Annotated in this window: 18 protein-coding genes; 7 read left to right on the top strand and 11 right to left on the bottom strand. The window is 62.6% G+C overall.

Features of this window, described 5'->3' with window-relative positions; all coding sequences use genetic code 11:
• Nucleotides 1-32: 32 nt before the first annotated feature.
• The 3 genes from K9B35_RS00255 to K9B35_RS00245 all read left to right on the top strand — a co-directional run bounded on the left by K9B35_RS00255 (nucleotide 33) and on the right by K9B35_RS00245 (nucleotide 3,299).
• Nucleotides 33-1,856, top strand: coding sequence for a RiPP maturation radical SAM C-methyltransferase (locus K9B35_RS00255; protein WP_224919805.1), 1,824 nt, complete (start codon nucleotides 33-35; stop codon nucleotides 1,854-1,856).
• A 156-nt stretch (nucleotides 1,857-2,012) separates the two neighbouring features.
• Nucleotides 2,013-2,267, top strand: coding sequence for a hypothetical protein (locus K9B35_RS00250; RefSeq protein WP_224919804.1), 255 nt, complete (start codon nucleotides 2,013-2,015; stop codon nucleotides 2,265-2,267).
• 255 nt (nucleotides 2,268-2,522) lie between these two features.
• Nucleotides 2,523-3,299 (top strand): transglutaminase-like domain-containing protein, encoded by a 777-nt coding sequence (locus K9B35_RS00245; protein ID WP_224919803.1) that lies wholly within the window; start codon nucleotides 2,523-2,525, stop codon nucleotides 3,297-3,299.
• Between the two features lie 210 nt (nucleotides 3,300-3,509).
• Here the strand turns inward: K9B35_RS00245 and K9B35_RS00240 are convergent, their stop codons facing one another.
• Nucleotides 3,510-4,580, bottom strand: coding sequence for a suppressor of fused domain protein (locus K9B35_RS00240; RefSeq protein WP_224919802.1), 1,071 nt, complete (start codon nucleotides 4,578-4,580; stop codon nucleotides 3,510-3,512).
• Nucleotides 4,581-4,774: 194 nt separating this feature from the next.
• On the opposite strand from K9B35_RS00240, the gene K9B35_RS00235 reads away from it, so the two are divergent.
• Nucleotides 4,775-7,429, top strand: coding sequence for a DEAD/DEAH box helicase family protein (locus K9B35_RS00235; protein WP_224920476.1), 2,655 nt, complete (start codon nucleotides 4,775-4,777; stop codon nucleotides 7,427-7,429).
• Nucleotides 7,430-7,748: 319 nt separating this feature from the next.
• Here the strand turns inward: K9B35_RS00235 and K9B35_RS00230 are convergent, their stop codons facing one another.
• The 5 genes from K9B35_RS00230 to K9B35_RS00210 all read right to left on the bottom strand — a co-directional run bounded on the left by K9B35_RS00230 (nucleotide 7,749) and on the right by K9B35_RS00210 (nucleotide 15,650).
• Nucleotides 7,749-8,435: a Fe2+-dependent dioxygenase gene (locus tag K9B35_RS00230; RefSeq protein WP_224919801.1), complete on the bottom strand. Its 687-nt coding sequence runs from the start codon at nucleotides 8,433-8,435 to the stop codon at nucleotides 7,749-7,751.
• A gap of 17 nt (nucleotides 8,436-8,452) precedes the next feature.
• Entirely contained in the window at nucleotides 8,453-10,639 is a 2,187-nt protein-coding gene (locus K9B35_RS00225; protein WP_224919800.1) for a TonB-dependent receptor, read from the bottom strand.
• 230 nt (nucleotides 10,640-10,869) lie between these two features.
• A complete protein-coding gene (locus K9B35_RS00220; RefSeq protein ID WP_224919799.1) occupies nucleotides 10,870-12,774 on the bottom strand; it encodes a hypothetical protein in 1,905 nt (634 codons plus the stop codon).
• A 440-nt stretch (nucleotides 12,775-13,214) separates the two neighbouring features.
• The gene (locus K9B35_RS00215; RefSeq protein ID WP_224919798.1) at nucleotides 13,215-13,973 is read right to left on the bottom strand and encodes a hypothetical protein; all 759 of its coding nucleotides are present in this window, start codon (nucleotides 13,971-13,973) and stop codon (nucleotides 13,215-13,217) included.
• Nucleotides 13,974-14,627: 654 nt separating this feature from the next.
• On the bottom strand, nucleotides 14,628-15,650 hold the full coding sequence (locus K9B35_RS00210; protein ID WP_224919797.1) for a hypothetical protein: 1,023 nt from the start codon (nucleotides 15,648-15,650) through the stop codon (nucleotides 14,628-14,630).
• Nucleotides 15,651-16,132: 482 nt separating this feature from the next.
• Between K9B35_RS00210 and pgmG the strand changes: the two genes are divergently transcribed.
• Complete coding sequence (pgmG, locus tag K9B35_RS00205) at nucleotides 16,133-17,515, top strand: phosphoglucomutase/phosphomannomutase PgmG (protein ID WP_224919796.1); 1,383 nt, start codon at nucleotides 16,133-16,135, stop codon at nucleotides 17,513-17,515.
• 218 nt (nucleotides 17,516-17,733) lie between these two features.
• Here the strand turns inward: pgmG and K9B35_RS00200 are convergent, their stop codons facing one another.
• Nucleotides 17,734-18,561: a class I mannose-6-phosphate isomerase gene (locus K9B35_RS00200; protein WP_224919795.1), complete on the bottom strand. Its 828-nt coding sequence runs from the start codon at nucleotides 18,559-18,561 to the stop codon at nucleotides 17,734-17,736.
• A gap of 156 nt (nucleotides 18,562-18,717) precedes the next feature.
• A complete protein-coding gene (locus tag K9B35_RS00195) occupies nucleotides 18,718-19,575 on the bottom strand; it encodes a hypothetical protein (protein WP_224919794.1) in 858 nt (285 codons plus the stop codon).
• 354 nt (nucleotides 19,576-19,929) lie between these two features.
• Here K9B35_RS00195 and K9B35_RS00190 point away from each other — a divergent pair, with 354 nt between their 5' ends.
• On the top strand, nucleotides 19,930-22,173 hold the full coding sequence (locus K9B35_RS00190) for a S8 family serine peptidase (protein ID WP_224919793.1): 2,244 nt from the start codon (nucleotides 19,930-19,932) through the stop codon (nucleotides 22,171-22,173).
• Here K9B35_RS00190 and K9B35_RS00185 read toward each other — a convergent pair.
• Together K9B35_RS00185 and K9B35_RS00180 are read right to left on the bottom strand one after the other, a co-directional pair.
• The gene (locus K9B35_RS00185; protein WP_224919792.1) at nucleotides 22,170-22,373 is read right to left on the bottom strand and encodes a hypothetical protein; all 204 of its coding nucleotides are present in this window, start codon (nucleotides 22,371-22,373) and stop codon (nucleotides 22,170-22,172) included. The two genes, K9B35_RS00190 and K9B35_RS00185, sit on opposite strands and share 4 nt — an antisense overlap.
• Before the next feature lie 66 nt (nucleotides 22,374-22,439).
• Nucleotides 22,440-22,778 (bottom strand): hypothetical protein, encoded by a 339-nt coding sequence (locus tag K9B35_RS00180; RefSeq protein WP_224919791.1) that lies wholly within the window; start codon nucleotides 22,776-22,778, stop codon nucleotides 22,440-22,442.
• Nucleotides 22,779-23,354: 576 nt separating this feature from the next.
• On the opposite strand from K9B35_RS00180, the gene K9B35_RS00175 reads away from it, so the two are divergent.
• Nucleotides 23,355-23,522 (top strand): hypothetical protein, encoded by a 168-nt coding sequence (locus tag K9B35_RS00175; RefSeq protein WP_224919790.1) that lies wholly within the window; start codon nucleotides 23,355-23,357, stop codon nucleotides 23,520-23,522.
• A 99-nt stretch (nucleotides 23,523-23,621) separates the two neighbouring features.
• Here K9B35_RS00175 and K9B35_RS00170 read toward each other — a convergent pair whose 3' ends face one another.
• Nucleotides 23,622-24,899 carry a DUF1501 domain-containing protein gene (locus tag K9B35_RS00170; RefSeq protein ID WP_224919789.1) on the bottom strand — a complete coding sequence of 426 codons (1,278 nt, stop codon included), beginning with the start codon at nucleotides 24,897-24,899 and terminating at the stop codon, nucleotides 23,622-23,624.
• Nucleotides 24,900-24,924 lie beyond the last annotated feature (25 nt).

Here is a 24,924-nt window from a genome sequence, read left to right as displayed (position 1 = left end):
TGCCACAGGTTGAATGGAAAGGTGCAGCAAAGGTGACGACCGGCGAGAACGACCCGATTGACCTCTGCCTGTTCGTGCCGCCGTTCGCGTCGGTCAACTTTCCGCAGCTGGGCACCGCCGTGCTCAAGGCCGCGTGCCAGCAGCGCGGGATCGCGACCCGGATCGTCTATGGCAATCTGACGCTCGCTGCGCAGGTCGGGCTCGATACCTATGAGGCGGTCGAAGCGACGGCGATGCGCGCGATGGTGGCGGACCATTTGTTCCGCGACTTCGCCTATCCGCCTGACGTCGCCGCGCTGCTGCCGATGCCCGAGCCGTTGACGCCTGCGCTTCAGGCCGTGTTCGATGCCGCTGCCCCGGCGATCGGGCCGATGATCGACGCGACCGTTGATCACATCCTGGCGATCCGCCCCCGCATCCTGGGCCTGTCCTCGACCTTTCAGCAGAATATGGCGTGCTCCGCGATTGCGTGGCGTGTGAATGAACGGGCACCCCACATCCGCATCGTGTTGGGCGGAGCGAACGCGGCCTGGCCGATCTGCCTTGGCCTGTCGCGTGCCTTTCCTTGGATCGACCATGTCTTTGCCGGTGAATCCGACGTCGATTTCCCCGACTTCTGCGAACGCCTGATCCGCGACGGGGTCACGCCGCGCGAGCGGGTGATCCGCAGCGAACCGATCCGCGATATGCGCGTGGTCGCGGCCCCCGACTTCACCGATTTTTTCGCGACGCTGCGCCCGCTTCAGGCCGCCGGGTCGCTGCCCGACACGCTGCCGCGCTATATCACCGCCGAAAGCTCGCGCGGCTGCTGGTGGGGTGCCAAGAGCCACTGCACCTTTTGCGGCCTGAATGGCGAGGAGGGCATGGCGTTTCGTCACAAGCCGGCGGAGCGGATGCGGACCGAACTGGACGCGCTCGAGCAAGACGGCGTGCCGGCGATCTACATGACCGACAATATCATGCCGCGCTCCTATCTGACTGAGCTGTTGCCTGATCTGGCGGAGCGCAAGTCGCGGTTGCAGCTATTCTACGAGGTCAAATCGAACATGACCCGCGCCGAGGTGGAGGCGATGGCGCGCGGCGGGATCGCAATGATCCAGCCGGGGATCGAGTCACTCGCCAGCGGGCCGCTGCGCCTGATGCGCAAGGGCGTGTCGGCACAGCAGAATATCGCGCTGCTGCGTGACTGCGCGGCAACCGGGATCCGCGTCGCATGGGGCATCATCTACGGATTTCCGGGCGAAGAGGCGGCGGATTATGCGGCGATGGCGGAACTGATGCCGCTTCTCGCCCATCTCGATCCGCCCAATGCGATGCACCGCATCGTCATCGACCGGTTCAGCCCGTTGTATCGTGGGCATGCAACCAACGGCATCGGCGCGGTCACCCCCTATCCCGCTTATCGCGCACTCTATCCGCCCGCGATCGAGACTGCCGACATTGCCTATCATTTCGACGGTGCCTATTCGACGCAGCTGCTCGATGACGCCGACCTGCTCGACCGTCTGGGCGGGTCAATCGCGGCGTGGCGCGCAGCATCGACGCGCCAGCCGCGGCCCGTGCTTCAGCTGTTCGAGCGTGAGGGCGGCGCGGTGGTCCTCGACACGCGGGCTGTCGCGTTGCGACCGATGACACCACTGACTCCGGTGCAGCAAGCCCTGCTCGTCGCGCTCGACCGGCCGCGGTCGCGCAACACGATCGAGCCCGGACTCCGCGGCGATGCCGAGTGGCTGGTCAGCTGCAACTTCGTCGTGGATTATGAGGACAGGTTGGTCAGCATCGTCGTCCGCCCCGCGCAGGCTGCGACCGCGCAGCCCACACGCCTGGCCGCGGATTGTTTCGATCTGTTTAAATAGCCAGGCCAGACGCCTCGTAGCCTGCAGGTTCACCGCCAAGAACGGTTCGATTTGGGCCGGTTGCGGAAGAGCAACCCCTTTCCCACGGTTTGGAGAAAGGGCCAATTTCATGCGTCGGATGACGAGTTCGCATAGCGTGAGCCTAACGAATCAACAGTGAACGATCTCGCAACGCCGACCTCCAAAGCGCCGGAAGATCTAAAGTCCAAGGGCACGCCTGCGGACGCCCCCGCTCCAGCCGCAAATGGCAAGACTGCCCTGACTGACTCGTTTTTAGAGCATTTCGCAGGCGACAGCTCGCTAACCGAGAAGGCGAAAAATTTCGCGAAAGCACGGCCGTGGACCAGCGCGGCGCTGCTCGGTGTGGCAGGTCTTGCCTTGCTAAGCACGTTTCGCGGTCAGCGAAGCTAGGACGCAACCGCTTCAGCTCACATATCGCTACTTTGTTGTCTGATTTATGCGCACAGAGGCGTATGCGGTGGTTCGGGTCGCTTGGACGGCACCGCAGCGGCGCAGCGCTCCGGGCGATTCCTGGCCTTAAGTTGTTCTGAGTTCGATGGATGAAGCAATGGGTATGAACCGATCGGCGCTTGCGCCGGACCGCTGCACGGCAATGGGCAACAAAGCGCGTCGCTTGAGTGTCAGCATGCATGGCAGGGCATTGCAATGAGCCTGTCGATCCGGGCGCAGCTCGACTATTGGTTTGAACTTCCAACCGACGTGCTGCTCCAGTTCGAAGCGGCTGCCATCCCAGAGCAGGTCGTGGAGGCGACGCACCTCGACATCACGGCGACCGAGCATTTTGCGCGCGTAGTTTCGCACGACGGCATCGGCGAGCGGATCTGGGTCCGCGTTGAGGGTCAGCTACTTATCGATTACCGAGCGACCGTTCGCATCGAACGTTTGCTGGACGACTGTCAGCGCCTGCCCGTCATCGCGCCTCATCAGCTGCCAGGGGAGACGGTTCAGTATCTTATGGCGTCGCGTTATTGCCCCTCGGATCAATTCGAGTGCTTCGTTGAAGCCGAGTTCGGCAAGGTCTCGGACGGAGCCAAGGTGATCGCGATGCGAGACTGGATCGCGAGCCACGTTTCCTATGTACAGGGCGCGAGCAATTCGGAGACCACGGCACTCGACACCTTCGTCAAGCGCCAGGGGATCTGTCGCGACTACGCCCACGTCATGATCACCTTCGCGCGCGCCGCGGGCATCCCGGCGCGCATTGCCAGCGTTTACGCACTCGGCGTCGAACCGCCCGACTTCCATGCCGTGGCGGAAGTCTTTCTTGGTGGTGCATGGCACCTGATTGATGCAACGGGGATGGCCGAAGCGCACGCGATGGCCAAGATCGGCATTGGTCGCGACGCTGCCGATGTCGCCTTTCTGACAGCGTTTGGCACTGCGGAAATGAAGCGGCAAAACGTCAGCGTTACGGACGCGTAGCAACCTGCTGTCATTGGGAGAACCTCTAGATGGCAACTTTCGGGGATCTCGCAAACGCCAGCCAATGACCGATATGGGGCGGGTAGCGGTCGGTGCATTGCGGGTTACGACTGACCGCTGCGCGAAACACCAAGATGTTCGCCCGCAACCCGTTTCCGGCCTGTGACCGCGCTACCCAGTCGGCCACGTGGGAACTGAAGCTCGCCGGCATCAGCCGATTGAACGGACGATATGGCCGGACGCGTTGCGGATATTGGTCCGCTCAACCTCCCACACGATGCCAGGCAGACCGCGCACCCGATACTCGCCGACGACGGGGCGTAGCGTGGCACGCACCGCCTCAAGCGCGGTCAAGTTAAGCGACACGTGCAGATTGCCACCTTCTTCTTTTACGATCATGGACTCGCCCGGCGCAAACGCTATCGCCTGGTCAGAGCCCGCAAGGTATAGATCACGCCCGAACGGCAGGCGCATCGAGAGCGACTGAAGCAATTCCTCGACATGCCCCGCCCCCAGCCGAATTACCGTCACGGAACCCTGGAGCAGTCGTTTGCGGATCGACCAGGAAATCGCAGGCATGAACAATACCCCCATGGAGGAGCCATCTCGCGCCTTGCCTGCCTCCACTGCATCGTAAACATCGGACCGCTTCAGCAGCGACGACCGCGATAGGTCGGTCGTCCAAAGCGGCATGTACGGAAGCAGGGCGTCCAGCAGCCCGCGGGTCTGCCATTGCTTGCCAGCTTCCATTTCATCGAGCGTGAGGCCGACAATCTGGATGAAATCCACGCTGCCATGCAGCGTGTCGATCTGCGGCAACTCCGGATCTTTGATGAACGCCAACGCCATCAACTGAGTTTCAGTCTCTAGGGCTATGGGCCCGTTGGCGTTCATCCACTCACCATCGCCCAGCACATTGCCGGACTGAAAAACGTAGCGAGCCAGATTTTGCATGAGGCTGAATGCCCATGCCGGTGGATCTTCTTCTGCCTCATCGCAGCCCAGGCGAAAGGTCAGTTCAAACCCCCAGCCGCTAACCTCAGCGTTGTCGCTATCCTTGCCATAGAGCTCGCTAAGGCCGTAGCTGACAAAGTGCCAGTGAGGCACGGGATCGGTCCGTTTCCAAGCACTGATCCCGTCAAGCGGATCGGGCCCACCCAACATCCATTTGATGATGGTGCCTACATGTTTGGGCTCTTGACCAGCATAGAGCGGAGCGAGCGCTGCATCGATCGCTTGCCAGCCCGGTGCCGTATCGTCGTGAGCATCATCTTCAGTCATGGTGCGAGGCTATGGGCCTCCCCTACTCTTGTCGAGCCTTGCTGCTCTGATGATTCACCGCTTGGGGGATCTTCACACAACGGGCTGAACATCTGGATTGGGGCGATTAGCCCTCGGCACCCGATCCAGTTCGCATCGAAATCTGCATGACATTGGGTAATCGGCGTTGCTATCGATGAGGCGTGCTCAAGGATATGAACTTCAAGGGGAAATGGCGCGACTATCAGGCGCGTATCCTTGAGGAGATGGACGAGCACCTCGATGACCGGCGCCTTCATGTGGTGGCAGCTCCCGGCGCAGGCAAGACGGTCCTCGGCCTCGAGATCGCCCGGCGCCTCGGCAGGCCAGCGCTCGTCTTTGCGCCCACGATCGCAATCCGCGACCAGTGGGAGCAGCGTCTGTGTCCGATGTTCCTCGATGCGCGGCCGGCCGCAGGAGCGATCTCGTACGACCTCGCCGCCCCCTGTGAGTTGACGCTCGCGACCTATCAGGCGCTCGACAGCTTGCGCCGCAGCGATGCGCTGGACGCGCTGATCGAAACCCTGAATGGCCATGGCCCGCTCACGCTAGTGCTCGACGAGGCGCACCATCTGCGCAGGGAATGGTGGAAGTGCCTGGTCGACCTTGCGAACAGGCTCGAGGATGTTCGGCTGGTCGCGCTGACCGCGACGCCGCCCTACGACGCAAGCTTCGCAGAATGGTCGCGCTACGAGGAGCTATGCGGGCCGATCGATCTCGAAATCGGCATCCCAGAACTGGTGCGCAATGGCGACCTGTGCCCGCATCAGGACCATTTGATCCTGTCCACGCCGCACGAGGATGCGCTTGACCTCCTGGAGCGACGACGCAGGGCACATGCCGAGCTTGCAGACGACCTGCGCAACGACGACGCCCTGCTGGACTGGCTCGCCGCGCACCTCTGGCTGACCGATCCCGAGGCGAACGTCGAAGCCATTCTCGACGCGCCGGAAATGCTCTCCGCAGTGCTGGTGCTTCTGGCATCGGCCGGGCGCAAACTCCCGAAACCCCCGCTCAAGCTGCTTGGGGTCGCAGCGAGCGATGTACCCCCGCCGTCGCTGTTCTGGCTTGAACGGCTGCTCGACGGACTGATCACACAGCACGCCGCCAGCTTTCCGCTCGATCCAATGCGGCACAAGAGCCTTCGCGACAGACTGCATTGCCACGGCCTTATCGAGGGTGGACGGGTGCGGCTCCATCACACGCGCTCGGTCTTCAAGCTCATGTCCTCGAGTCTCGCCAAGCTCGACTCGATCGTGACGATAGCCCGCGCAGAGACGGAGGCACTGGGCAACGATCTGCGGATGGTCGTGCTGTCAGACCATATCCGGGCGGGCGAGCTGCCGACGCGCGCGGATGCCGACTACATTCCCGCGAAGCTGGGTGTCGTACCGATCTTCGAGACGCTCCGGCGCTCGTGCATCGACGCGCATCATCTCGGCGTGCTGACGGGCACCCTGGTCCTGATCCCGAAGGCGGCTCTGGACGCAATGAACGGGCTCGCTGCGGAGCTTGGCCTCGCCCCCGGCAATTTCCGGTGCATCGACCTGCCCGGCTGTCCGGATCATGTTGGCGTGGAATGCCGCACGGGAGGGTCGGCTGCGCTCGTGCGCGTGGTTACGGCACTGTTCGTCCGCGGCGATCTCCACATTCTGGTGGGCACCCAGTCGCTGCTTGGCGAGGGCTGGGACGCGCCAGTACTCAACAGCCTTGTGCTGGCGAGCAACACGGCCTCCTTCATGCTCTCGAACCAGATGCGTGGGCGCGCGATCCGCATCGATCCGGCACGGCCGGACAAGGTCGCCAATATCTGGCACCTCGCCACGATCGATCCCGCCGACCGCGAAAGCTGGGACATGTTGGCGACCAGCCTGAACTGGGGATTTCTCAATGACGAGGCGCCCTCAGAGGTCTCGGATCTCCACGTCGTTGCCCGCCGCTTCAAGGCGTTCGAGGGTATATCCAATGGCGCATCGACGCTGATAGAGGATGGGCTTGCGCGGCTCGGTCTTGCCAGTTCGACACCCAGCGCGACCAGCAACCTACGCACCTTTCGCATCGCCGCCGATCGCCCCGCAATTGCCGAGCGCTGGCGCGTTTCGCTCGGTCAGGGGGCACCAAGGGCCAGGGCGCGCGAGACCGCCGCCGCCAGTCATGCACCCCGCGCGCTGAGCTGGTTCGACACCCTGCACGCGCTCGGCTGGAGCGCCATTGGCGCCGGTGCGATGGCTGCGGCGAATGAGTTGCGCGCCGTCCACTCATTTGAGAATATAGGTTTGGTCGGCATGGGGATTGCCGGGGTGGCGACGCTCGCCAGCCTGCCGCGGCTCCTGAAGGCCGGGCGGTTGCTGTGGCGCAACGGCTCGCTGGAGGGATCATTGCGCGAGGTCGCATGGGTCACGCTCCGGGCGCTGGTCGACGCCGATGTCGTGAGCGGCCGGGAACTGGATCATGCTGCATTCGAAATTCGCACCAGTCTCGACGGGCGCAAGGATGTCATTCTAACCGGAGTGAGCCGGGCAGCCGAGCGCCAGGTGATGCAGGCGATCGCAGAAATTCTCGGGCCGGTGCAGAACCCGCGCTATCTGCTGGTGCGCCGGACCTGGCTTGGACCAAGAAGGCGGGTCGATTATCATGCGGTTCCGGCGGCCTTGGGTACCCGCAAGGAAGTCGCGGAACGCTTTGCCGAGCTTTGGCGTGAGCGGATCGGCTCATCCGATCTTGTCTTCGCACGCACCGTCGAAGGACGTCGGCTTCTGCTGAGGGCAAGGGCTTCATCCTTCGCCGGCGGGTTTCAGCGAAGCGTGGATCGCCGCTCGGTGTGGCTTTGAAAATGCATAAAGGATGATGCGCTGCGCGATCAGCCGTCGTGCAAGTCCATCCATGGCGATCATTTGGAGGAAGCCTCGATGAATGACCGCTCTCGCGTGTGGTATGTTGCGCGCCAACCGGCGGCTATTAGGGCGCATTGCCGACCAGCAACTTGTCCAGAAAGCTGTCCGGCAGCTCGTGGGCCGAATGCGGGCTGGCGGGATCTGCACCACAGGTGTGGGACAGCTGGCGATGATCTCCTATCTCAGCAGAGCTCAGCGCGCATGATCTGCGTTCGATTTGCGAACGGCTGCCAAAAGACGGGTCAAAGGGCTGACGTTATGCCGATCCTGCAGACCATGACCTGACCAGATTGTGATAACATCCGGTCAGCGCGATCAGTGCCGCGTCTTCGTCGCCGACACGCGCCCGCAGCGACTGAATCGCGATATCCATATCGAACAGGATATCGCGACGTCCCGTATCGGCGACCAGGCTCTCGATCCAGAAGAAGGAGGCGACCCTTGTCCCGCGGGTCACCGGTGAAACGCTGTGGAGCGAGGTCGCCGGATACAGAAACAGATGCCCGGCGGGCAGCTTCACCCGTTTGCCATCATGCCCGTCCTCGATCACCAATTCGCCGCCGTCATACTCGTTTGGATCGGACAGAAACAGGGTAGCCGACAGATCGGTCCTGATACTCGCTCCGCTTTTGCTGGGGCGCCAGGCATTGTCGATATGCGACCCAAAGCCGTGGCCAACGCCGTACCGGTTGAACAACGGGGGGAAGATGGAACGCGGCAACGCGACCGAGCGAAACACAAGATTCTGTTCCAGCGCCGCCAGAATCATGGCGCCGGCTTCGCGGGCTTCGCTGCAGTCTTCGGGAAGCTGCTCGTTGTTCTTGGCGAGTGCCGACTGATATCCCGCTGTCGCCTTGCCGTCAGTCCAGGGAGCCTGTTCGATCAGCGCGCGGATGCGGCGCACCGCATCCGCGTCCAGCAGTTTTTCCAGCTCGATCATCATGCCCGAGCTTTCGAAGATCAGTATTTGAACGTCAAGGTCAGCGTTGCAGAACGGCCCGCAGCAGGAATCGACTGCCCGCTGGCGAAGGAGTAAAAATAGGTACTATCGCCGATGTTATAGACATTGGCGCGAAGCCCGATGCGATCGGTGATGTCATATTCGGCAAAGGCGTCGAAGACGGTGTAGGCTGGCGTAACGATCACGAAATCCGATGTCGCGGTCGGCCGTATATTGCTTGTCCGGCTGGACACATGCTGAACGCCGCCGCCAATCACGAACCCCGTCGCAAGTGCATAGCTGGTCCAGATCGACGCGGAGTGCTCCGGGGTCCCGTCGAGCCGCTGTCCGATCTCGAACGCGCGATTTGATCGGGTCACCTTCCCGTCGAGATAGCTGTAACCGGCAAACAGGTTCCAGCTTGACGTGACGCGGCCGACGGCCTGGAGTTCAAAGCCCCTGACGCGCTGCTCGCCCTCCAGGACCACTGGTGGATCGCCGGGGTTGATGCCCGGCGTCCGCGCATTGTCGCGACTTATCTGGAACGCGGCACCCGACAGCTGGAGTGTGCCCTCCATCAGATCGATCTTGGCACCCGCTTCCCACGCCTTGCTCGTTTCCGAAGCAACGAAGAAGTTTGCCGCCGTGACCGGCACATTATTGTTGCCGCCCGCCAGCTGCACGACCTCCGCCCCGCTGCCCGGCTCGAACGCCGTACCATACGCGACATAGATGCTCGAATTGCTGCTGGGTTTGAATACCAGCGCGGCGTTGCCGCTCCATTCGCTGTCCCTGCGGGTGAAATCGACCACAAAACCCGGCGCGGTACCGGCATCGTCGATGCCGCGCGCGCGGGTCTTGACCCAGTCATGACGCAATCCGGCAACAATGTTCCACCGTTCGCCAAGTTCGATCGTATCGAAGATGTACAGCGACTGCGTCGTCACATCGGTCCGCGCCCGTGTCCCGTTATACGCGATCGGCGCTGCCGCCTGAAGCACTGGATCGAACAGGTTCGTCGTCGGGCCATTGGCATCGAGCCGACGCCGGTTCTCGTTCGATTCGTCGACGAACTCGCCGCCAATCACCAAAGTGTGATCGATACCGCCGGTGGCGAGTTTCGCTGTCAGGCTGGTCTGGTTGATGAACAGCCGGTCCACCTGATCGCGCGGCTTGCGATTGCCGACGGCCTGGGTGGCAGGCCCGAGCGTCGTGACATTGCCGACAAACCGGGGCGAGGAGATCAGCTGATCGTTCTGGACCCTGGCAAAGCGGGTCGTATTGCGGATCGACACGCTGTCGCTGAACCGATGTTCGAACCTTCCGGTCACCGTGTCCGTGGTGACGCTGCGATAGTCGGTCGAATAGCCATAGAAGTTGCGGCGGTCGACGGGCGCGACGCGACCTTCGAAACCCGATCCCGCCAGACTGAAATTGCGAGCGTTCGGCAAGCCGGCATCAGGCCGGTCATTCTGCTCCAGATGGAGATAATTGACGATAAAGCTGGTGTCGCCGCCCAGGCCGAAGCCGATCGAGGGTGCCACCGCCCAGCGGCGATTGTACACATGGTCGCGGCCGGGCTCGTCCGCGCTGTGCCCCATCGCGGTCAGGCGAACGGCAATGCCACTGCCCTGGTCGAGCACCTGGTTCACGTCGAACGTGCCACGGAAGAAATCGTCGGTGCCGATGCCGAGTTCGCCGGCGATCACGGCCTGCATAGCCGGTTGGCGCGTCACGATGTTGACGGTGCCGCCTACATTGCCGCGTCCGGCAAATGCAGAAGCCGGACCCTTGGTGACCTCGATCCGCTCGGCATAGAAGGGGTCGCGGAAATAATTGCCTGGATCGCGAATGCCATCGACGAACACATCGTCACGCGCGGAGAAGCCGCGCACGTTGAAGGCGTCCGATCCGCCCGGCGGATTGCCCTCGCCAGCCTGAAAACTGATGCCGGTGATGTTGCGCATCGCATCGCGCAACGTGCGACGGCCCTGCTCGGCCATCAGGTCGTCCTCAACCACGGTGATCGTTTGCGGCGTATCGACCAAGGGTTGGGTATATAGGGGAATCGAAAGACGGTCGGCCAGATACTTGCCTGTTACCACGACCTCATCATCGACAGGATCGTCCGAACCGAGCGCATGGGCCGGTGCCCCGGCAAGTGCTGCACCCGAAACGAGCGCCCCGACAAGTCTCTTGCGAATCACTAACAAGCCTCCCGCCAAATTCGCGGGCGGAATAATCGTAATGCGAATTAGTTGCAACTATCGATGTGGGCTTTCCAGATCAGTCAGCGCACGATGAGCGGCGATCTGGCGACGGACGCGCGTTCGCAAAAAAGAACGGCCGCTCTCAGCGGTCGTCGCCGGGCGAGCTGAACGACCGACTATTAGAGCGCGGATGCCCCCCCAAATTATCGGGTGTCGCAAGCGACTGCTCACGACACGTCACTGGTAAGAACTTGAACTATTTCGTCGTCCCAAGGAGATCCACGCGCCAACACCGCGAGCAATAGGTCAATTTCCGCTTTCGGACCTGAAACTCGAAACCGGTCAATGTATGCGCGCTCTTCCACGACCCAACGCGCTACATCTGCCACAGGATACTGGCGCGCTGCCTCGATCAAGCGAAGCCGACCGGGGTGAAATGAGAGGGTCTGCCATTGCTGCAGCAGAAAGAAGAGACCGAAGCGCACGGCACTTTGGTTTGAAAACCGACTAGATTGCGCAAACGCGGTCATTACTTTGGAGGCAGCAAAATCGTCGTGCCCTTGATCGACGCATAGAAACCAAGGGCGAAGAGGCGCACCGGCTTCCGGGTCGATTTCAGCTAGCAGCAATGCCGCCGGCGCGAGGGCCGTGCGCCCATCTTCGCCTCGGCTCTTCTCGCCGAGCAACAACTGCTCGTGCGCTGTCGGCCGGATGGCAAGCGCTTGCGTGCCGAATGATGCGACAATACGCCGAAGGGGCGGCACGAAAGGCCCTGGATCGAACTGACGCAGTTCCTTGAAGAATGTTGTCTCGCCGATACGCCGTCGTCCCGCCCTGAACACGAATGTCAACGCGTCACGGAAGATCAGCTTCTCGATGCCTCCCTCGATCCGCTCGGCCATTGAATTCAACGCCGCCAAGGCGCCCGGGAGTGTATCATCCGGAACGTCAACTGTGATCGTGCTGCGCTGGGTAAGATCGCTGCTGATCTTGGAAACCAGGCGCTTGGGGATCAGACGACGCTCTTGGACGGGCACGGGTTCGGTGGGACCAACTGCTCCATCAAGCCCGATTGTTCGGCGCAGGTCGACACCCGCCGGTACCAAGAGGCCGCGCGCGTCCGGGGCCCAGGAGAAATCGAAGTCTAGCAAACGCCGGAAGGGCGGATCGATCTCGCTCATCGCTTTCCGCGTGGCTTCGTCATCCAGAAGCGACGTACGAGAGAAAACCTGCCGATGCCCGTCCCAGCTAGCGTAGGGATAACGGTCGCCGAGCATGTCAATGACAGCCCGATCATTCTGCCAAGTACTTGCGGACCTGGCTCGCTGAGCCAGGTGCTTGTTGACGTCGTCCGAAGAACGCAGCGTCCCGAGCACTCGGCATTTCAAACCGCCCGTCAGGGTATCGTATATTTCATAGCCTGTCCCATAACATGGGTCCGTCTCGCCGGTGGGCCGGTCAGGCCAGTGATTGGCCGCGATCGCGGCATGAGCGCCGGGTTGCTCAAACCACCCGATCGCCGCAGACGGAAAGCGGGCAACCGAACCCAAGTGCGCCCGGGCGGCAAACCGGCCGTCGTGACTAAGGCGGACCTTACCATAGCCGCCGATGCTATCCCTGAAGCCTTCCGGAAGATCATGTTCTTCGATCTGGCCGGTATCTGGATCAATGACTGAAAAATAGTATCGAAGTTTGCGCCCGCAGAAGGCGACAATCCTTCCGTCATCGAGCGAGCTGAGGTCATTGATTCCCGCGACCGGCAGTTCGAGGTGTCGATCCAACGAGCCATTGACGTGCAGTTGCCGGATACGAACCTTCTCCGCGCTCTCGCTTGAGTGATGATCCGGGATGAATAGCGATCGTCGCGCTGAGGAGTAGGTGCGAGGCCTCGCGGCCGAGAAACGGTCGGCAGGTGCGACCAGGACCGTTTGTTCCCGGGTAGGCAAATGCACAATGGCGATCTTCCGCGCGGCCATGATCAGCAGATGCTCTTCACCGAGAAACTCTGCCAGATCGACCCGCGCGTCCTCGAAAGGCACAAAGGTAATGGGCTCCCGCCCCTCGATTTCGACGTGCAGTATGTCGAGGGAGAGGGACTCAAGCCGGTGGGTTACAATGTGGCGTTCGCTCATGTCTCATGGGATAGCTGAGCGTGCTTAACAGCCTGTATCTCCGGCGAAACAGACGTTCCATATTGCACTCCGTGCCGGATTATACGGAATGGTTGCGGCCCAAGAGCACACTGTCCAGACGCGACGAAGGGCAGCCGAAGTGGACACATCGGGCTTGACGCTGAAACATCTTCGAGCCTGCCTGGCCTCCCACCATCGTCCAAACGCAGGTTCATCCCAGCCCGCCACTGAACGCCGCGCCCCCCCCATCAGCGGCCATACCCCAAACACGCGAACGAATGGCCGCTTTCGGGAGTCTCAACCAGCGGGGGCAATGACCGATATCAGGGCGCGTCACTACCGGCATCCGGTCGGGACCCGATGGCCGCTTCAACCCCGATTGTTCGATCCTCAAATTCGTTGTCGGGCCAAAAAAAGTGTCAGTCCGGCTGACTATTGTGTCAGATCGTCTCCAGCGCCCGAGCGTTCCAATCGATGGCGTTGGTCGCGCAGCGGGTCGGCGCTTCGGCCACCAACGCGTCGAGGTCGATCCATGAGGATGCGAGATGCGATTCAATGGCGCCGCGCTGCGGCACATTAATCGGCCCCAGTCTGACGGTTCGCCCTTCTGCCACATAGCTGACCACCCAGCCGTTGTGGGTGACGAGCAGCCCCAGCGCCTCGGCATCGCGGATCATCGCCCAGTTCGACTTGAACGTCGGACCTAGCCACCGACTGTGCCCGGCAAAATCGCGTCCGAACGCCGTGCCATCGGTCGCTTCGAACCGCAGCAACCCGGCATTTGCGCGTGGGCCCTTTAATTCGACTTCGTACGACGTGGGAATTGCCGAGCCTTTGCGCTCCACATCGAGCGACGCGAAGCTCATCGACATGAACGCGATGCGGCTCGGCGCTGGAGGGTACGGGGATCCCTGCACCTGGTAGGTTCGCTCCCGACGATCCGGCTTCCGATCGGCATATTCGGGGTCTGCGGGGTTGTGAACGACCTCCTGCAAGATCGACCAGGTGTGATCGTCCCAGTCTTTCCGTACGGTGCAGGTCCAGCTTTCTATTTGGTCCCGGCTGAGGGCACGGCCCGCAGCGACCGGGTCGCGAACTTCGTCAGCCCGGCAACCCGTCAGCGCGACGAAGGCGGCGAGTGCCGTGCCAAACTGGCCAATACATATCGTCGCTCGAAGAATCATGCGCGGACCGCTCATGTGAGCCGGTTAACGGCTTTAAAGATGCGCGCTCTGAACATGCGCATGGATTTAGCCCAGGTCCTCGCATCGTCAACGTTTGTTTCCCATCCCCCCTCGGGTCGTTCCTGAACGCTTCGGCACGCCCAAAGCAGACTGGCCGCATCTGGGAAGCCGTTTCAATCGCCGGAATGATCGGATCTGGGATGCATTGCGGACCGCTCAGTTGATCGGTGACTGGCTTCCGTCCGCCCAGCCCACTCATAAGTTCAAGCCGCAGATGAAAATGCCCGCTAAGCGCAAGTCCGTCGGGAGTCTGACAGATCGAGTTCAGTGCGCATGCTCTTGCCGCACGTACGGGGGCAACGTGCCAGCAGCAAGCGCCCTGCCCCAGTTTGGCCCTGTCACCGCCTCGCCCACTGCGGCGCCAGCCCGCGTCGCTCAGATACAGCGCACAGTCCGCTAAACCCGCCGCCACGGCCGCAGGTCGACCATCAGTCGGGCAAGCGCGTACTGGCAGGGCTCTACCGCACACAGAAGCGGGTGTTGCAACGCTTGCCAGTTCGTCGCGAACAGCCGCGGCTCCTCAATGTGGGGCAAGACCTCGACGCGTGCATGGCTATTTGCCGGCGTCACGATGGAACAGTGATCTGCGCCCTGAAGCGCTTCACTCGATCACGGAAGGTAGGGATTGCGAACGCCGACCGCAGCGCTGACATAATGGCCTCGCCCGTTCTGCCCGACATGGGTGACGATGATTTCATCCGCGCTTGGTCCGACGAACAGCAGTCGGAACTCCCCCGAGGCGACTGCAACGCTCGATGAGGTGGGACCGGCAACAGCGTTTCCAGAAATAGTGCCGTTGAGCCGAGCACTGTAAATGCCACCAAATCCACCGGTGAACAGGTTGCTTCCGTTCGCGGATAGTGATCCGGTCACGCTGCCCGTCCCAAAGTCTACCGTGATCGTATCTGATTGGCTTGCGAAATACAGGTCGCTGTCACCGGCATAGTTTCCCGAGCCCATCAGGGTAAATTTGACGACACCGGACCGTGGCATCGCAGCAACCGGCGTCACCGGACCAAATGCAAAATAGTTCAACCTGGTCCGGCGCGCACCGGGATCAGCGATGCTGTGCTGCCACCCACCCACACCGCCATATCGTGGCTCGACACTGCCGGACCCGAGAATCGAGGTGGTCGTGACCTTGAACTTGTACAGGGCAAGGTAATCGACAGCCCCTGCAGCAGGTCTCGTGAACAGGACGGTGGGATGAAATGGATCGGAGGCGGTCGTGTCGCTGGTCAGTTGCGCCAGTCCGAAAATCGACCGATTGAACGAGTCAGCCAGTGAATAGCCGGTACCCACGCTGTAGCTCGCCGAGAACCCGGGAGTGTCAAGCGTGACCGAGCGATTGCTGGTGGTCCCGCCCGAGGTCTGGCCGGTGAGCTCGCTGGTGGTCCCGACTGTGGTCGTCATCTGCAACAAAGCGGCAATGAAGGTGGCGTCGGCTGAAGGCTTGAGCTCGCCGCTGGCGGCGCCAGGGCCTGGCGCAGGCGATGGCGATACGCCGGGTGACGGCGTTGGAGAGCTGCCAGTTGACGGCGCTGTAACCGTACCGCTCCCCCCGCCACCACAGGCCGACAATAACGTGATGAACGCCAGGCCCAAACTCAGGCGAGTCTTCGCGATGCGCATGCATAATCCCCTCAAACCAATCATTTGCCTGAGGCCTGATTACTGCGCAAGTCAGCTCCACAAAGTCGTGGCAGCCCCCTGCCCGCTAAATGCGCTTGAGGCGCGCGTTTCCAGTCCACACCTGACAAATGCAGCATTCGCGACCGGCCGCATTGCCGAAGTGCGGAAAAGCTCAGGCTGTCTCTCATCGTTGAAACAGATGCGTCCAGATCAGTTCGACGCCTGCGCACCTGCTGCGCAAGCGCGCTAAAGCTTGCCACGCCATGATCCTGCGTCGCGCGATCCGAGCGTTGTGGACCACAACTGGGCATGCAGCCCCAGAGCAGTGGACATGCCGCGTTGAGCTGCCTTACGAACATCTGGAAATTCGAAACATTGGAGTGGCAATTCACAACGCTTGCTTGTCATCACATAGCTGCATGGTCATGCTATTGACCAAGATTGTGTCTAGCGACCGCAATACTGTATCTTCTGGAGGCCCAATGACCCATCGTTTCGATCCGACCTCGCTGCGCGAATATGACATCCGCGGAATCGTGGGCAAGTCGCTGGGGCCGGACGATGCGCGCGCGATCGGGCGCGGCTTTGCCACGCTGCTGCGCCGCGCCGGCGGGCATCGCGTCGCGGTCAGCCGCGACGGGCGCGTGTCGTCCCCGGTACTGGAGGCGGCGCTGATCGAGGGGCTGACCGCGTCGGGCTGCGACGTGGTGCGGATCGGGCTCGGTGCAACACCGATGCTCTATTATGCCGAGGCGATCCTGGAGGTGGATGGCGGCATCCAGATAACCGGCAGCCACAATCCCGGCGACTATAACGGCTTCAAGATGGTGTTTCAGCACCGTCCGTTCTTTGGCGCTGACATTCAGACGCTGGGGCGCATGGCCGCTGACGGCGATTGGGAGGACGGCGAAGGCACGGTTTCCGACGCCGACATCCTCGATGATTATGTGGGGCGCCTGCTCGCGGGCTATTCGGGCGGTACCTTCCGCATCGGGTGGGACTGCGGCAATGGCGCTTCGGGGCCGGTGATCGAAAAGCTGGTGAAGCTCCTCCCCGGTGAGCATCACACGCTGTTCACCGAAGTGGACGGCAATTTTCCCAATCATCATCCCGATCCCACCGAAGAAAAGAATCTCGCGCACCTCAAGGCACTGGTCGCTGAGAAGAACCTCGATTTCGGACTGGCCTTCGATGGCGATGGCGACCGGATCGGCGCGATCGACGGGCAGGGCCGCGTGATCTGGGGCGACCAGCTTCTGTCCATTCTGGCTGAACCTGTGCTGCGCAAGGACCCCGGCGCGACGATCATCGCCGACGTGAAGGCCAGCCAGGCGCTGTACGACCGCATCGCCGAGCTGGGCGGCCAGCCGCTGATGTGGAAGACCGGCCACAGCCTGATCAAGACCAAGATGAAGGAAACCGGCGCACCGCTCGCGGGCGAGATGAGCGGGCACATCTTCTTCGCGCAGGATTATTACGGGTTCGACGACGCGCATTATGCCGCGGTCCAGCTGATCAACGCGGTCCACCTGATCGGCAAGTCGATGAGCGACATCCGCAGCGCGATGCCGGCGATCGTCAACACGCCCGAAATGCGCTTTCAGGTCGATGAAAGCCGCAAGTTCGCGGTGATCGACGAGGTGCTGGCGCGGCTCAAGGAATCGGGCGCGGACGTCAACGACACCGATGGCGCGCGGGTCAACACCCCCGATGGCTGGTGGCTGCTGCGCGCATCCAACACGCAGGACGTGCTGGTCGCCCGCGCCGAGGCCAAGGACCAGGCGGCGCTCGACCGACTGCTGGCGATGATCGACGCGCATCTCGCCGCCAGCGGGCTCGAGCGCGGGCCCCAGGCGGGGCATTGAACTGATTGCAGCTGGTCGAGGTATCGGCGCCTATGCGCCGATACCCAGGCTCCCGCGATCCCTGGCAGCGCCGCGTCCGCTCACCATCAAAAGGGTTCGCCTCTCATGCTAGCCTGGGCACAAGATTCGATCCGGGTACATGGCGATGGATCCCGCTGCGTCCTGACCGAGGTGCGGCGCGACATTCACGCCCCCGTGGTTGGCGCACGACCATCGCCCTAGAGCGCCTGCACACCTGGATAAGCGAGCAGAATATCGGCCTCGGGATTTGCGATGACCTCGATCTTCCCGCTGACGGCAAGGCATTCGCCGGCACGCCAGCTGACCGCGTCGACCTGTCCTTCGCCCTCGACCGGCACGAACCAGCCGGTGATGTCCGCTAGATCAATCGACCAGTCGCCGCCGCGGCGCCGCTCGATAACAAACTTCGGTCCCGCCGCCAGCAGCTCTCGCCCTGCCCCGGCAACGCCCTGGTCAGGCCGTTGCAGGAATTCAAAGGGCCGCGCATCCGAGACCTCAACGCCAAGATCGAGATGCAGCTCGCGCGCGCGACCATAGTCATAGAGGCGATAGGTCAGGTCGACATTCTGCTGGATCTCGATCAGCGTGAGCCCCGGGCCGATCGCATGCACTGTGCGAGCCGGCGCATATATGAAATCGCCCGCCTTCACAGGTTTCCAGTCGAGCTGCGCCTCGATCGACCCGTCAAGGGCAGCTTCGCGCAAGGCCTCCGGGCCAAGCGTCTTCACCGTGCCAAGCCCGATTGTTGCGCCCGGATCGGCCGCGAGCACCAGCCAGGCCTCGTCCTTGCCCCGGGGATAGCCGAGCGCGCGCGCCTGCGCATCGTCGGGGTGAACCTGGATCGACAGTCTCTCGCTGGTGAAGAGATATTTGACGAGCAGTTCGGGTTCGCTGCTGCCTGGCGACTGGAACCAGATCTCGCCGATTGGGGCATCGTCTCCGGCCGGCTCGGGGAACCCGGGCCACAGCGTTTTCCGGCCCCAGGGCTTTTCGACCCGGTGCATGGCGAGATGTTGCGCGGTCATCCAGTCGTCTCTCCCAAACAGTAAGGCGCCGCCACATGCTCTCGCGTCGGGCAGCAGAACAGTCTCTCAAATGGGTCCTGCAACACCTCATGCTGCCAAACCCGGATGTCAGCTGCGTTGCAAAGGCTAGGTGTCCCTCAAACTCAGCCCCGCCGTTCAGTGTCGCGGCGCAAATACGCTCCAGACTTCATCGAACCACGCCGCCGCCATGGCGTCAGCACCGATGTCGGCGAGGAGACGCTTGATCGCCGCTGGATGAAGCGTGTCGATCGCGGCTGCGTCGCGGGCAACAAGCGCCTGGACCAAAAGGCCAACCAGCATTTCCTGTTCGAGCAGATTTTCAAACCGGGAGCTTCCCCCGCGATTCATCCGGGCGATAAAGCGCCCGAGCATGGCCGGGCTTGATCTGGCCTGCTGGGGGAGTTCGTAGCGAAACTCGTAGAGCGTCCGCCCGAGCTGCCAGTGGAGATCGCGCGGGAGCAGCGCGTGGCAATGTGGCCATGAAATGATCGGATAGCTCTGGGCCCAGCGGCCCACCGGACGATAGCCGCCGAATGACGACGCGAAGGTTTCAAACCAGTCACGCAGTGCCGTACGCAGGCTCGGACTGCACCCGGGCATGTGCGTGTCGAAGCGGCGCCAATATTCAACGCCATCGTCATGATATGCGAGTTCGGCCGCATAGACGATCCAAGCGAGCCAATGCCGACCCGGACGGTATCTTGGCTGCCTCACCGCGGCGCGCAGATCGCGCTGGAGCCGGGCACGCTCGAGTGTCGACAAGCCATGCTCGAGCGCGAATACCGGTCGCCTGGACAGTTTGCGCTGGTCCCACAGGCTTTTGAATGTCGTCTCGAGGCGATCCTGGAGCAAAGAAAGCGCGACGTTCGCGGTTTCGTCCGCTGGATCGTTCAGTGATCGATACATAGGCCCCCCATGGACGCCAGACAGACCATCCTGCTCCATGAGTATTTTCTTGAAGACAAGACGTAACTTGTTTGCGCGAAAGATCAATCACCTGTTCGGGTCGAGTTCGCGGCAGCTTCGAGACAGTTCGAGGTCAATCGTGCGTACACGCACAGACGATCGAGGCGTTGCTTTTTTCTGATTTCCAGCTGCCCCGACTATCCCTGCGCGATCATTCCGCGCGAACACGCGTCCACCGTAAACTCGATTTTCAGACCTGCCGAGCGAACAAAACTGAAACCGCAAGAACTGGTGCTGCCTGACCTCACAAGTTTTCATTTTTGGTGTCAGCCCTGCGGGCGCATCCACTGTCACTCGCATTTTCACCAGTTCTGGACCGCATGATCGAAGAAGTTGCTAGAATGATGGCTGCGTTCATGCCGCACCGGGGGGTCGAGCACATTGCGAGGAATACTGGTATCGGTCGCAAGCGCCTGGCTGTTTCTGCTGGCAGGATGCAGCAGTGGTGCCGGTGCCGGTATGGGGACCGGCGCTCCCCCGGTCGTCGCGCCGACGCCAGGTCCGACGGCCACACCGAGCCCCTCCCCCTCACCCGCACCCGGCTATGGATCAGCGGTTCCCCCGCCGCCGGGGCACGTCGTCACGCCGAGCGCGCTTCAGCCGGTTCGATCCGCCCAGGACACACTCGAGTTCCGCCGCAACTACGACGCCAACGAGAGCGTCAACGCGCTGTTTGCGCTTGATACAGGCTTTACCGGCGCCGGCGTGACGGTCGGCATCATCGACGATGGCGCGATGAACATTGCTGGCGAACTCGATGATCGCATCGACCTTGCACTATCGCGCGACTTTGGCCGGGAGATCGTCGCAGGACAAGCTGTTGCCCGGAACCGCATCGGCGACGCGCGATCGACCCATGGCACCGCCATCGCCAACATCATCGCCGGCGCGCGCAATGGCCTTGGCGCGGCCGGCTATGCACCCGACAGTCGCCTCGCGGTGCTGCGCATCGACGACTGGGACGCAAGCAGCCAGACCAAGACCTACAGCCATTTGATCTCCGCGCTCGACTGGGCACGCGCGAACAACCTCAAGCTGGTCAACATCTCGCTCTCCACCGGTGGCAATCCGCTCTTTGGGGAAGCGATCTCCCGCTATGCGCGCACCGGCGGGCTGCTGGTGCTGGCGGCGGGAAATCAGGGTGCCAGCGACCCTGCGGACGCCGCGGCCGTCGCTGAAACGGCGCGCGCCGCGACCTTGTTCGTGGTCGCGCTTGGTCCCTCCATCTACGTGCATGAACTTGCGCCCTATTCGAACCGGGCAGGAAGCATGGCCGAGCGCACGGTCGCAGCGCCGGGCAGCAACATGACCCTGCAAGCCGACGGGACCACCGGGCTCTTTACCGGCACAAGCTCGGCCGCACCGGTGGTCACCGCGCTTGCCGCGACGATTCTCTCGCGATGGCCCCAGCTGAGCGGGCAGGATGCTGGCGAGATCATCCTCGCAACGGCCCGGGACATTGGCGCGCCCGGGACCGACCCGGTGTTCGGGCGGGGTTTGGTGGACTTCAAGGCGGCGCTTTTGCCGGTCGCGCCGATGCTGTCGAACGGACGGGTTTCGGTGGCGCTGACCCGGTCGGCCCTGGGGCTGCCTGCAGCGTTTGATCCGCGCGCGCTCGAGGCCGTACTTTCCGATGTCACGCTTGTCGATCGCTTCGGAAGGGACTTTCGTGGATCGCTCGCCGGGCTGGTCGTCGGCACGAGCCCGCCACCAGGCGCGCTCCGCACGAGGATTGCCCGGATCCATGGAAGCCTTGACGCTGCCGTGGGAACTGACGCCCTTGCGGCAAGTGTTTCGATCTTCAGGCCGGGTCTTGGTGTCACCGATCGGCCCGCCTCATTGTCTCATGCGACGCTGCGCTACAGCCTGGCCGGCGAGCAGATCGAGGCGAGCTGGAACGGGCAGCCGGGCGCCGCGTCCGACCTGGCGGGACTTTCCGCGCCAGCCGATGCCCTGCTTGCCTATGCGCCGCGGGTGCAGATGAGCGTGCGATATTCCCGCCCCTTCGGGCCTGGGCAGGTGACTGCCAGCTTTGTCGGTGGGGGCGCTGAAAACAGCGGCGCCTGGGCTGGCTCATTGGCATTGAACCAGGGTGGAACGTCCATTCGTCTCGCCCTGGTCGAAGAGCGGGGCACCGTGCTTGGCGCCCATGCCGGGCTTGGCGGTCTGCGCCTCGGGAGGGGCGCTCGCACCCTGGTCGCCGAGATGACGCGATCCTTCGCCCTGCCCGGCGACTGGATCATCTCGGGATACGCATCGCTCGGGGCGACCAGTATCGCGATCGACCGCGCCTCGCTCGTCACCGACGCAAGCCAGTTGCTCGGGACGCGGTTCGGCGCGCAGACAGCCGGCCCGTTCCTGGGGGGCGTTGTGGAGGTTGGCGTTGCGCAACCGCTGTCGATCCAATGGGGATCGATCGACATCACCCGCGCGGTCCGCTTTGACCATGCGGTAGGCGCGCTCGACCATTCGGTGTCGAGGGTGAGCATCGCAGGTGCCCGCGGCGTCCACCTGACGGCAGGCTTTGCGGCCGGCACGATCCGCTCGCGATTGCGGATCGGTGTGCTGCACGACCGGGAGGATGGTTCAACCAGCGCGCTTGCGACCTGGCGGGTGCGCCTCTAGCTGCGCGGGCGGTCGCCTCGGCTTCCGACCGGCAAGATCGGCTCAAGCGCCCAGCCGTCGCACCCGGTTTCGCCGCAGGTGCAGGCATTGGCGATCCAGTGCAGGCTGCCGATCCGGATCTGCCCTGCATCGATACTGAAATTGTCGATGCCCAGTCCCTTCAGATGGGCACTAATCGACTGGATCACGTCATCGTTCATGGCACCTTGCCTTCGCGACATGGCATCGCCCCGCACATGCACGCTGCGGCGCGCGTACCCAGGACCTCACCGGTGGGCGGCACGGGTCCATTGCGTCAAGTCTGACCAGGGGATCGGATCTTCGAACATCAGGTGGATCTGACCCTCTTCAACATTGGTCACATAAGCGATCCTGGGTTCGATTCCGTGTACGGCGACCTCCATCCGCGTGTCAGCTGCAACGCGTCCCGAGAATTCGATCGACGCATTGGTGAAACTGAGGTGGGTCAAGCGGACCGAGTGCCAGACGCGCGCATAGCGCACCCGGCATCGTGCGGCGCTCGTCTTGCGGATCTCGCCGCCCTCAGACATGCTGCACCCATTGGACAGTTGCCGCACGCGCGTCGGAGCCACCAGCCGCTCCATCAATACCCGCGCGGCAAGTCAGCGGCCCGATCGTGCAGATCGGGCGCGGCACAGGCGGGCGCGCAGCTGAATATTTCCCGTCCATATCCGGCATATGGAATCTCCCCGCACCGCCCGACAAGCAGTCCGCCTTGCATCCTCTCCTGATGTGATCGACGTCGCTCGACTCGGGACGTGCGGCTAGTCTTATCACATGTCGATCGCTTTTCCGATTCTCTGTCGAGACCTACTACTCGGTCGCAAGATTTTCCCACAGCTTTTAATTCAGTCGGTTACTGTCCCGCAAAAGACACTGGCCAAGGAGATTTTCAAAAGGTTGCGGTCCGGGCTGATCATTGGGTGCGGCACGGCGATCTTGAGCGCCGCGCATCAGATAGCGCGGTCCGGCCCAATCCTGCGACCGGCCAACAAGAACCTGCCTATCGGCAGCTATTGATCCATTTTGGATCTTGTTCTTTTCAATATTCTCGCCGAATATCTCTGCTGCGTCGCGGATTGAGAAGCTGAGGCACGCTAATCCCGGCCACTTGGGCGAAGATCATCGCCATGGGTCATTGAAGTTCGCAAAGGCGATCGATGCGCAACATGGACTCATTTTCGTCGAATGATCGCACGGACGAATTGCTGCGCGAGATCCGCGCCGCTGTCGCGCGCGAGGACCATGAGGAAGTCACGCGGCTCGATCGGACATTGCAGAGGTTGACCGACCCCTCAGACCTGTCGGGTCTGCGATCGCGCAGCTGACCGCACAGCGCGCCGTGCATGGCGCAGCCGCTGATCAGATGCGCCAGGTCGCTTTATCGGCGAACGAACCGCGGGCGCGATCAGGCGATCGCGACCCGCTCAGGCGTAAAGCGGGACTGCGCCCCGCCCCGACCATTCGCTCCAGTTGGGGAACACATAGCCCATATTGTCCGCGCCAACGCCGTGCCATTGCGCGATCGCGGCAAGATATTGCTCGCTCGACAGCGTTGGGATGAAGCGGCCCTCGCCGGTCGCGTCGTCTGCGCCGCCAAGTTCGAATGAGGGATGTGTCCCGTGAATATGGTGCCCGCGCAGTCCGCCGCCAAGCACCATCTGGACATTGCCCCAGCCATGGTCGGTTCCGCGCTGGTCGTTCGCCTTGCTCGTCCTCCCAAAGTCGCTCATCGTGAACAAAGTGACCGTATCTGCCAGTCCCATGGCCTCGATCGCGCGGTAAAATGCAGCAACTGCGGCGGCAACGTGGTGAAGCAGCACGGCATGGGTTCCGCTCGCCGAATTGCCCTCTACCTGGTTGGCATGCGTGTCGAACCCGTTTGAGCCGACAAAGAAGCTCTGGCGCGAATGGCCCAGCGTCTGGCGCATCTCGATCATCCGCGCGACGCGCAGAAGCTGGCGAGCGACACTGCTGTTGAGCAGCTGGCCGGTTGCCGGATCGATGAAGAAGCTCTGGGCAAGGCCGCCATCGGCGAGCAGCGCGTCCATACGGCTTGCCAGCCCCCGATTTGCATCGATCTGACCGTCGGTCACCGCAGCGATTTCGCCAAGGCCGTCCGCTGAATCGAACGCGGCAATCGCGCCTGCGAGTTCGGACCGCATTTCCTGGTTCAGGCGAAGCGCGCCGGCCTCGGGAAGAATGAGCGCCGAAGACTGTGCGCCGGCTACAGCAAGATTTGCGCCTGCAAAGGAGATCGTCGAGGGAACATCGCTGATGGCCGAACGGTCCGCGATACGCCCCATGAAGCCGGTGTCGCTGCTCGTTCGGGCACGCAGGCCCTGCCAGTGCGCCTCCTCGTCGGTATGGCTGAACAGCTTGGTCGGCCGCAGATCCTCGCGCGAATTGTACAGCGACTTGGTGAGCGGCGCATGCAGCGTCCCGGTATTGAGGACGAAGGAGAGCTTGCCCTGATCCCAGAACGGCGCGAGCGGCGCGAAGGACGGGTGCATCCCATACCCGACCCCGGACAAGGGGATCAGCACCTCGCGCTTGATCGCGACGGCACCGCGTGCCTCGGAATAGGCGCCATAGGCGGAGCCGTTGGGGACGAGCATGTTCCAGCCATCGTTCCCGCCAAACAGGAACAGGCCGACCATGGCACGATATCCCGAACCCGAAGCTGCGACCGCAGTGCCGCGCATGAGTGAGGCAAGCGCAGCACCGCCG

The organism is Sphingomonas sp. R647 (genome assembly GCF_020177055.1).
Lineage (GTDB): Bacteria > Pseudomonadota > Alphaproteobacteria > Sphingomonadales > Sphingomonadaceae > Sphingomonas.
This window is presented reverse-complemented; position numbering and strand designations above follow the sequence as displayed.

What these genes read in the sequence shown, in the direction of transcription:
- K9B35_RS00185 (WP_224919792.1), bottom strand. Translation starts at nt 22,373, where the DNA reads ATGAACGATGACGTGATCCAGTCGATTAGTGCCCATCTGAAGGGACTG.
- K9B35_RS00180 (WP_224919791.1), bottom strand. Translation starts at nt 22,778, where the DNA reads ATGGAGCGGCTGGTGGCTCCGACGCGCGTGCGGCAACTGTCCAATGGG.
- K9B35_RS00245 (WP_224919803.1), top strand. Translation starts at nt 2,523, where the DNA reads ATGAGCCTGTCGATCCGGGCGCAGCTCGACTATTGGTTTGAACTTCCA.
- K9B35_RS00240 (WP_224919802.1), bottom strand. Translation starts at nt 4,580, where the DNA reads ATGACTGAAGATGATGCTCACGACGATACGGCACCGGGCTGGCAAGCG.
- K9B35_RS00175 (WP_224919790.1), top strand. Translation starts at nt 23,355, where the DNA reads ATGCGCAACATGGACTCATTTTCGTCGAATGATCGCACGGACGAATTG.
- K9B35_RS00200 (WP_224919795.1), bottom strand. Translation starts at nt 18,561, where the DNA reads ATGACCGCGCAACATCTCGCCATGCACCGGGTCGAAAAGCCCTGGGGC.
- K9B35_RS00235 (WP_224920476.1), top strand. Translation starts at nt 4,775, where the DNA reads ATGAACTTCAAGGGGAAATGGCGCGACTATCAGGCGCGTATCCTTGAG.
- K9B35_RS00220 (WP_224919799.1), bottom strand. Translation starts at nt 12,774, where the DNA reads ATGAGCGAACGCCACATTGTAACCCACCGGCTTGAGTCCCTCTCCCTC.
- K9B35_RS00230 (WP_224919801.1), bottom strand. Translation starts at nt 8,435, where the DNA reads ATGATGATCGAGCTGGAAAAACTGCTGGACGCGGATGCGGTGCGCCGC.
- K9B35_RS00170 (WP_224919789.1), bottom strand. Translation starts at nt 24,899, where the DNA reads ATGCGCGGCACTGCGGTCGCAGCTTCGGGTTCGGGATATCGTGCCATG.
- pgmG (WP_224919796.1), top strand. Translation starts at nt 16,133, where the DNA reads ATGACCCATCGTTTCGATCCGACCTCGCTGCGCGAATATGACATCCGC.
- K9B35_RS00210 (WP_224919797.1), bottom strand. Translation starts at nt 15,650, where the DNA reads ATGCGCATCGCGAAGACTCGCCTGAGTTTGGGCCTGGCGTTCATCACG.
- K9B35_RS00215 (WP_224919798.1), bottom strand. Translation starts at nt 13,973, where the DNA reads ATGAGCGGTCCGCGCATGATTCTTCGAGCGACGATATGTATTGGCCAG.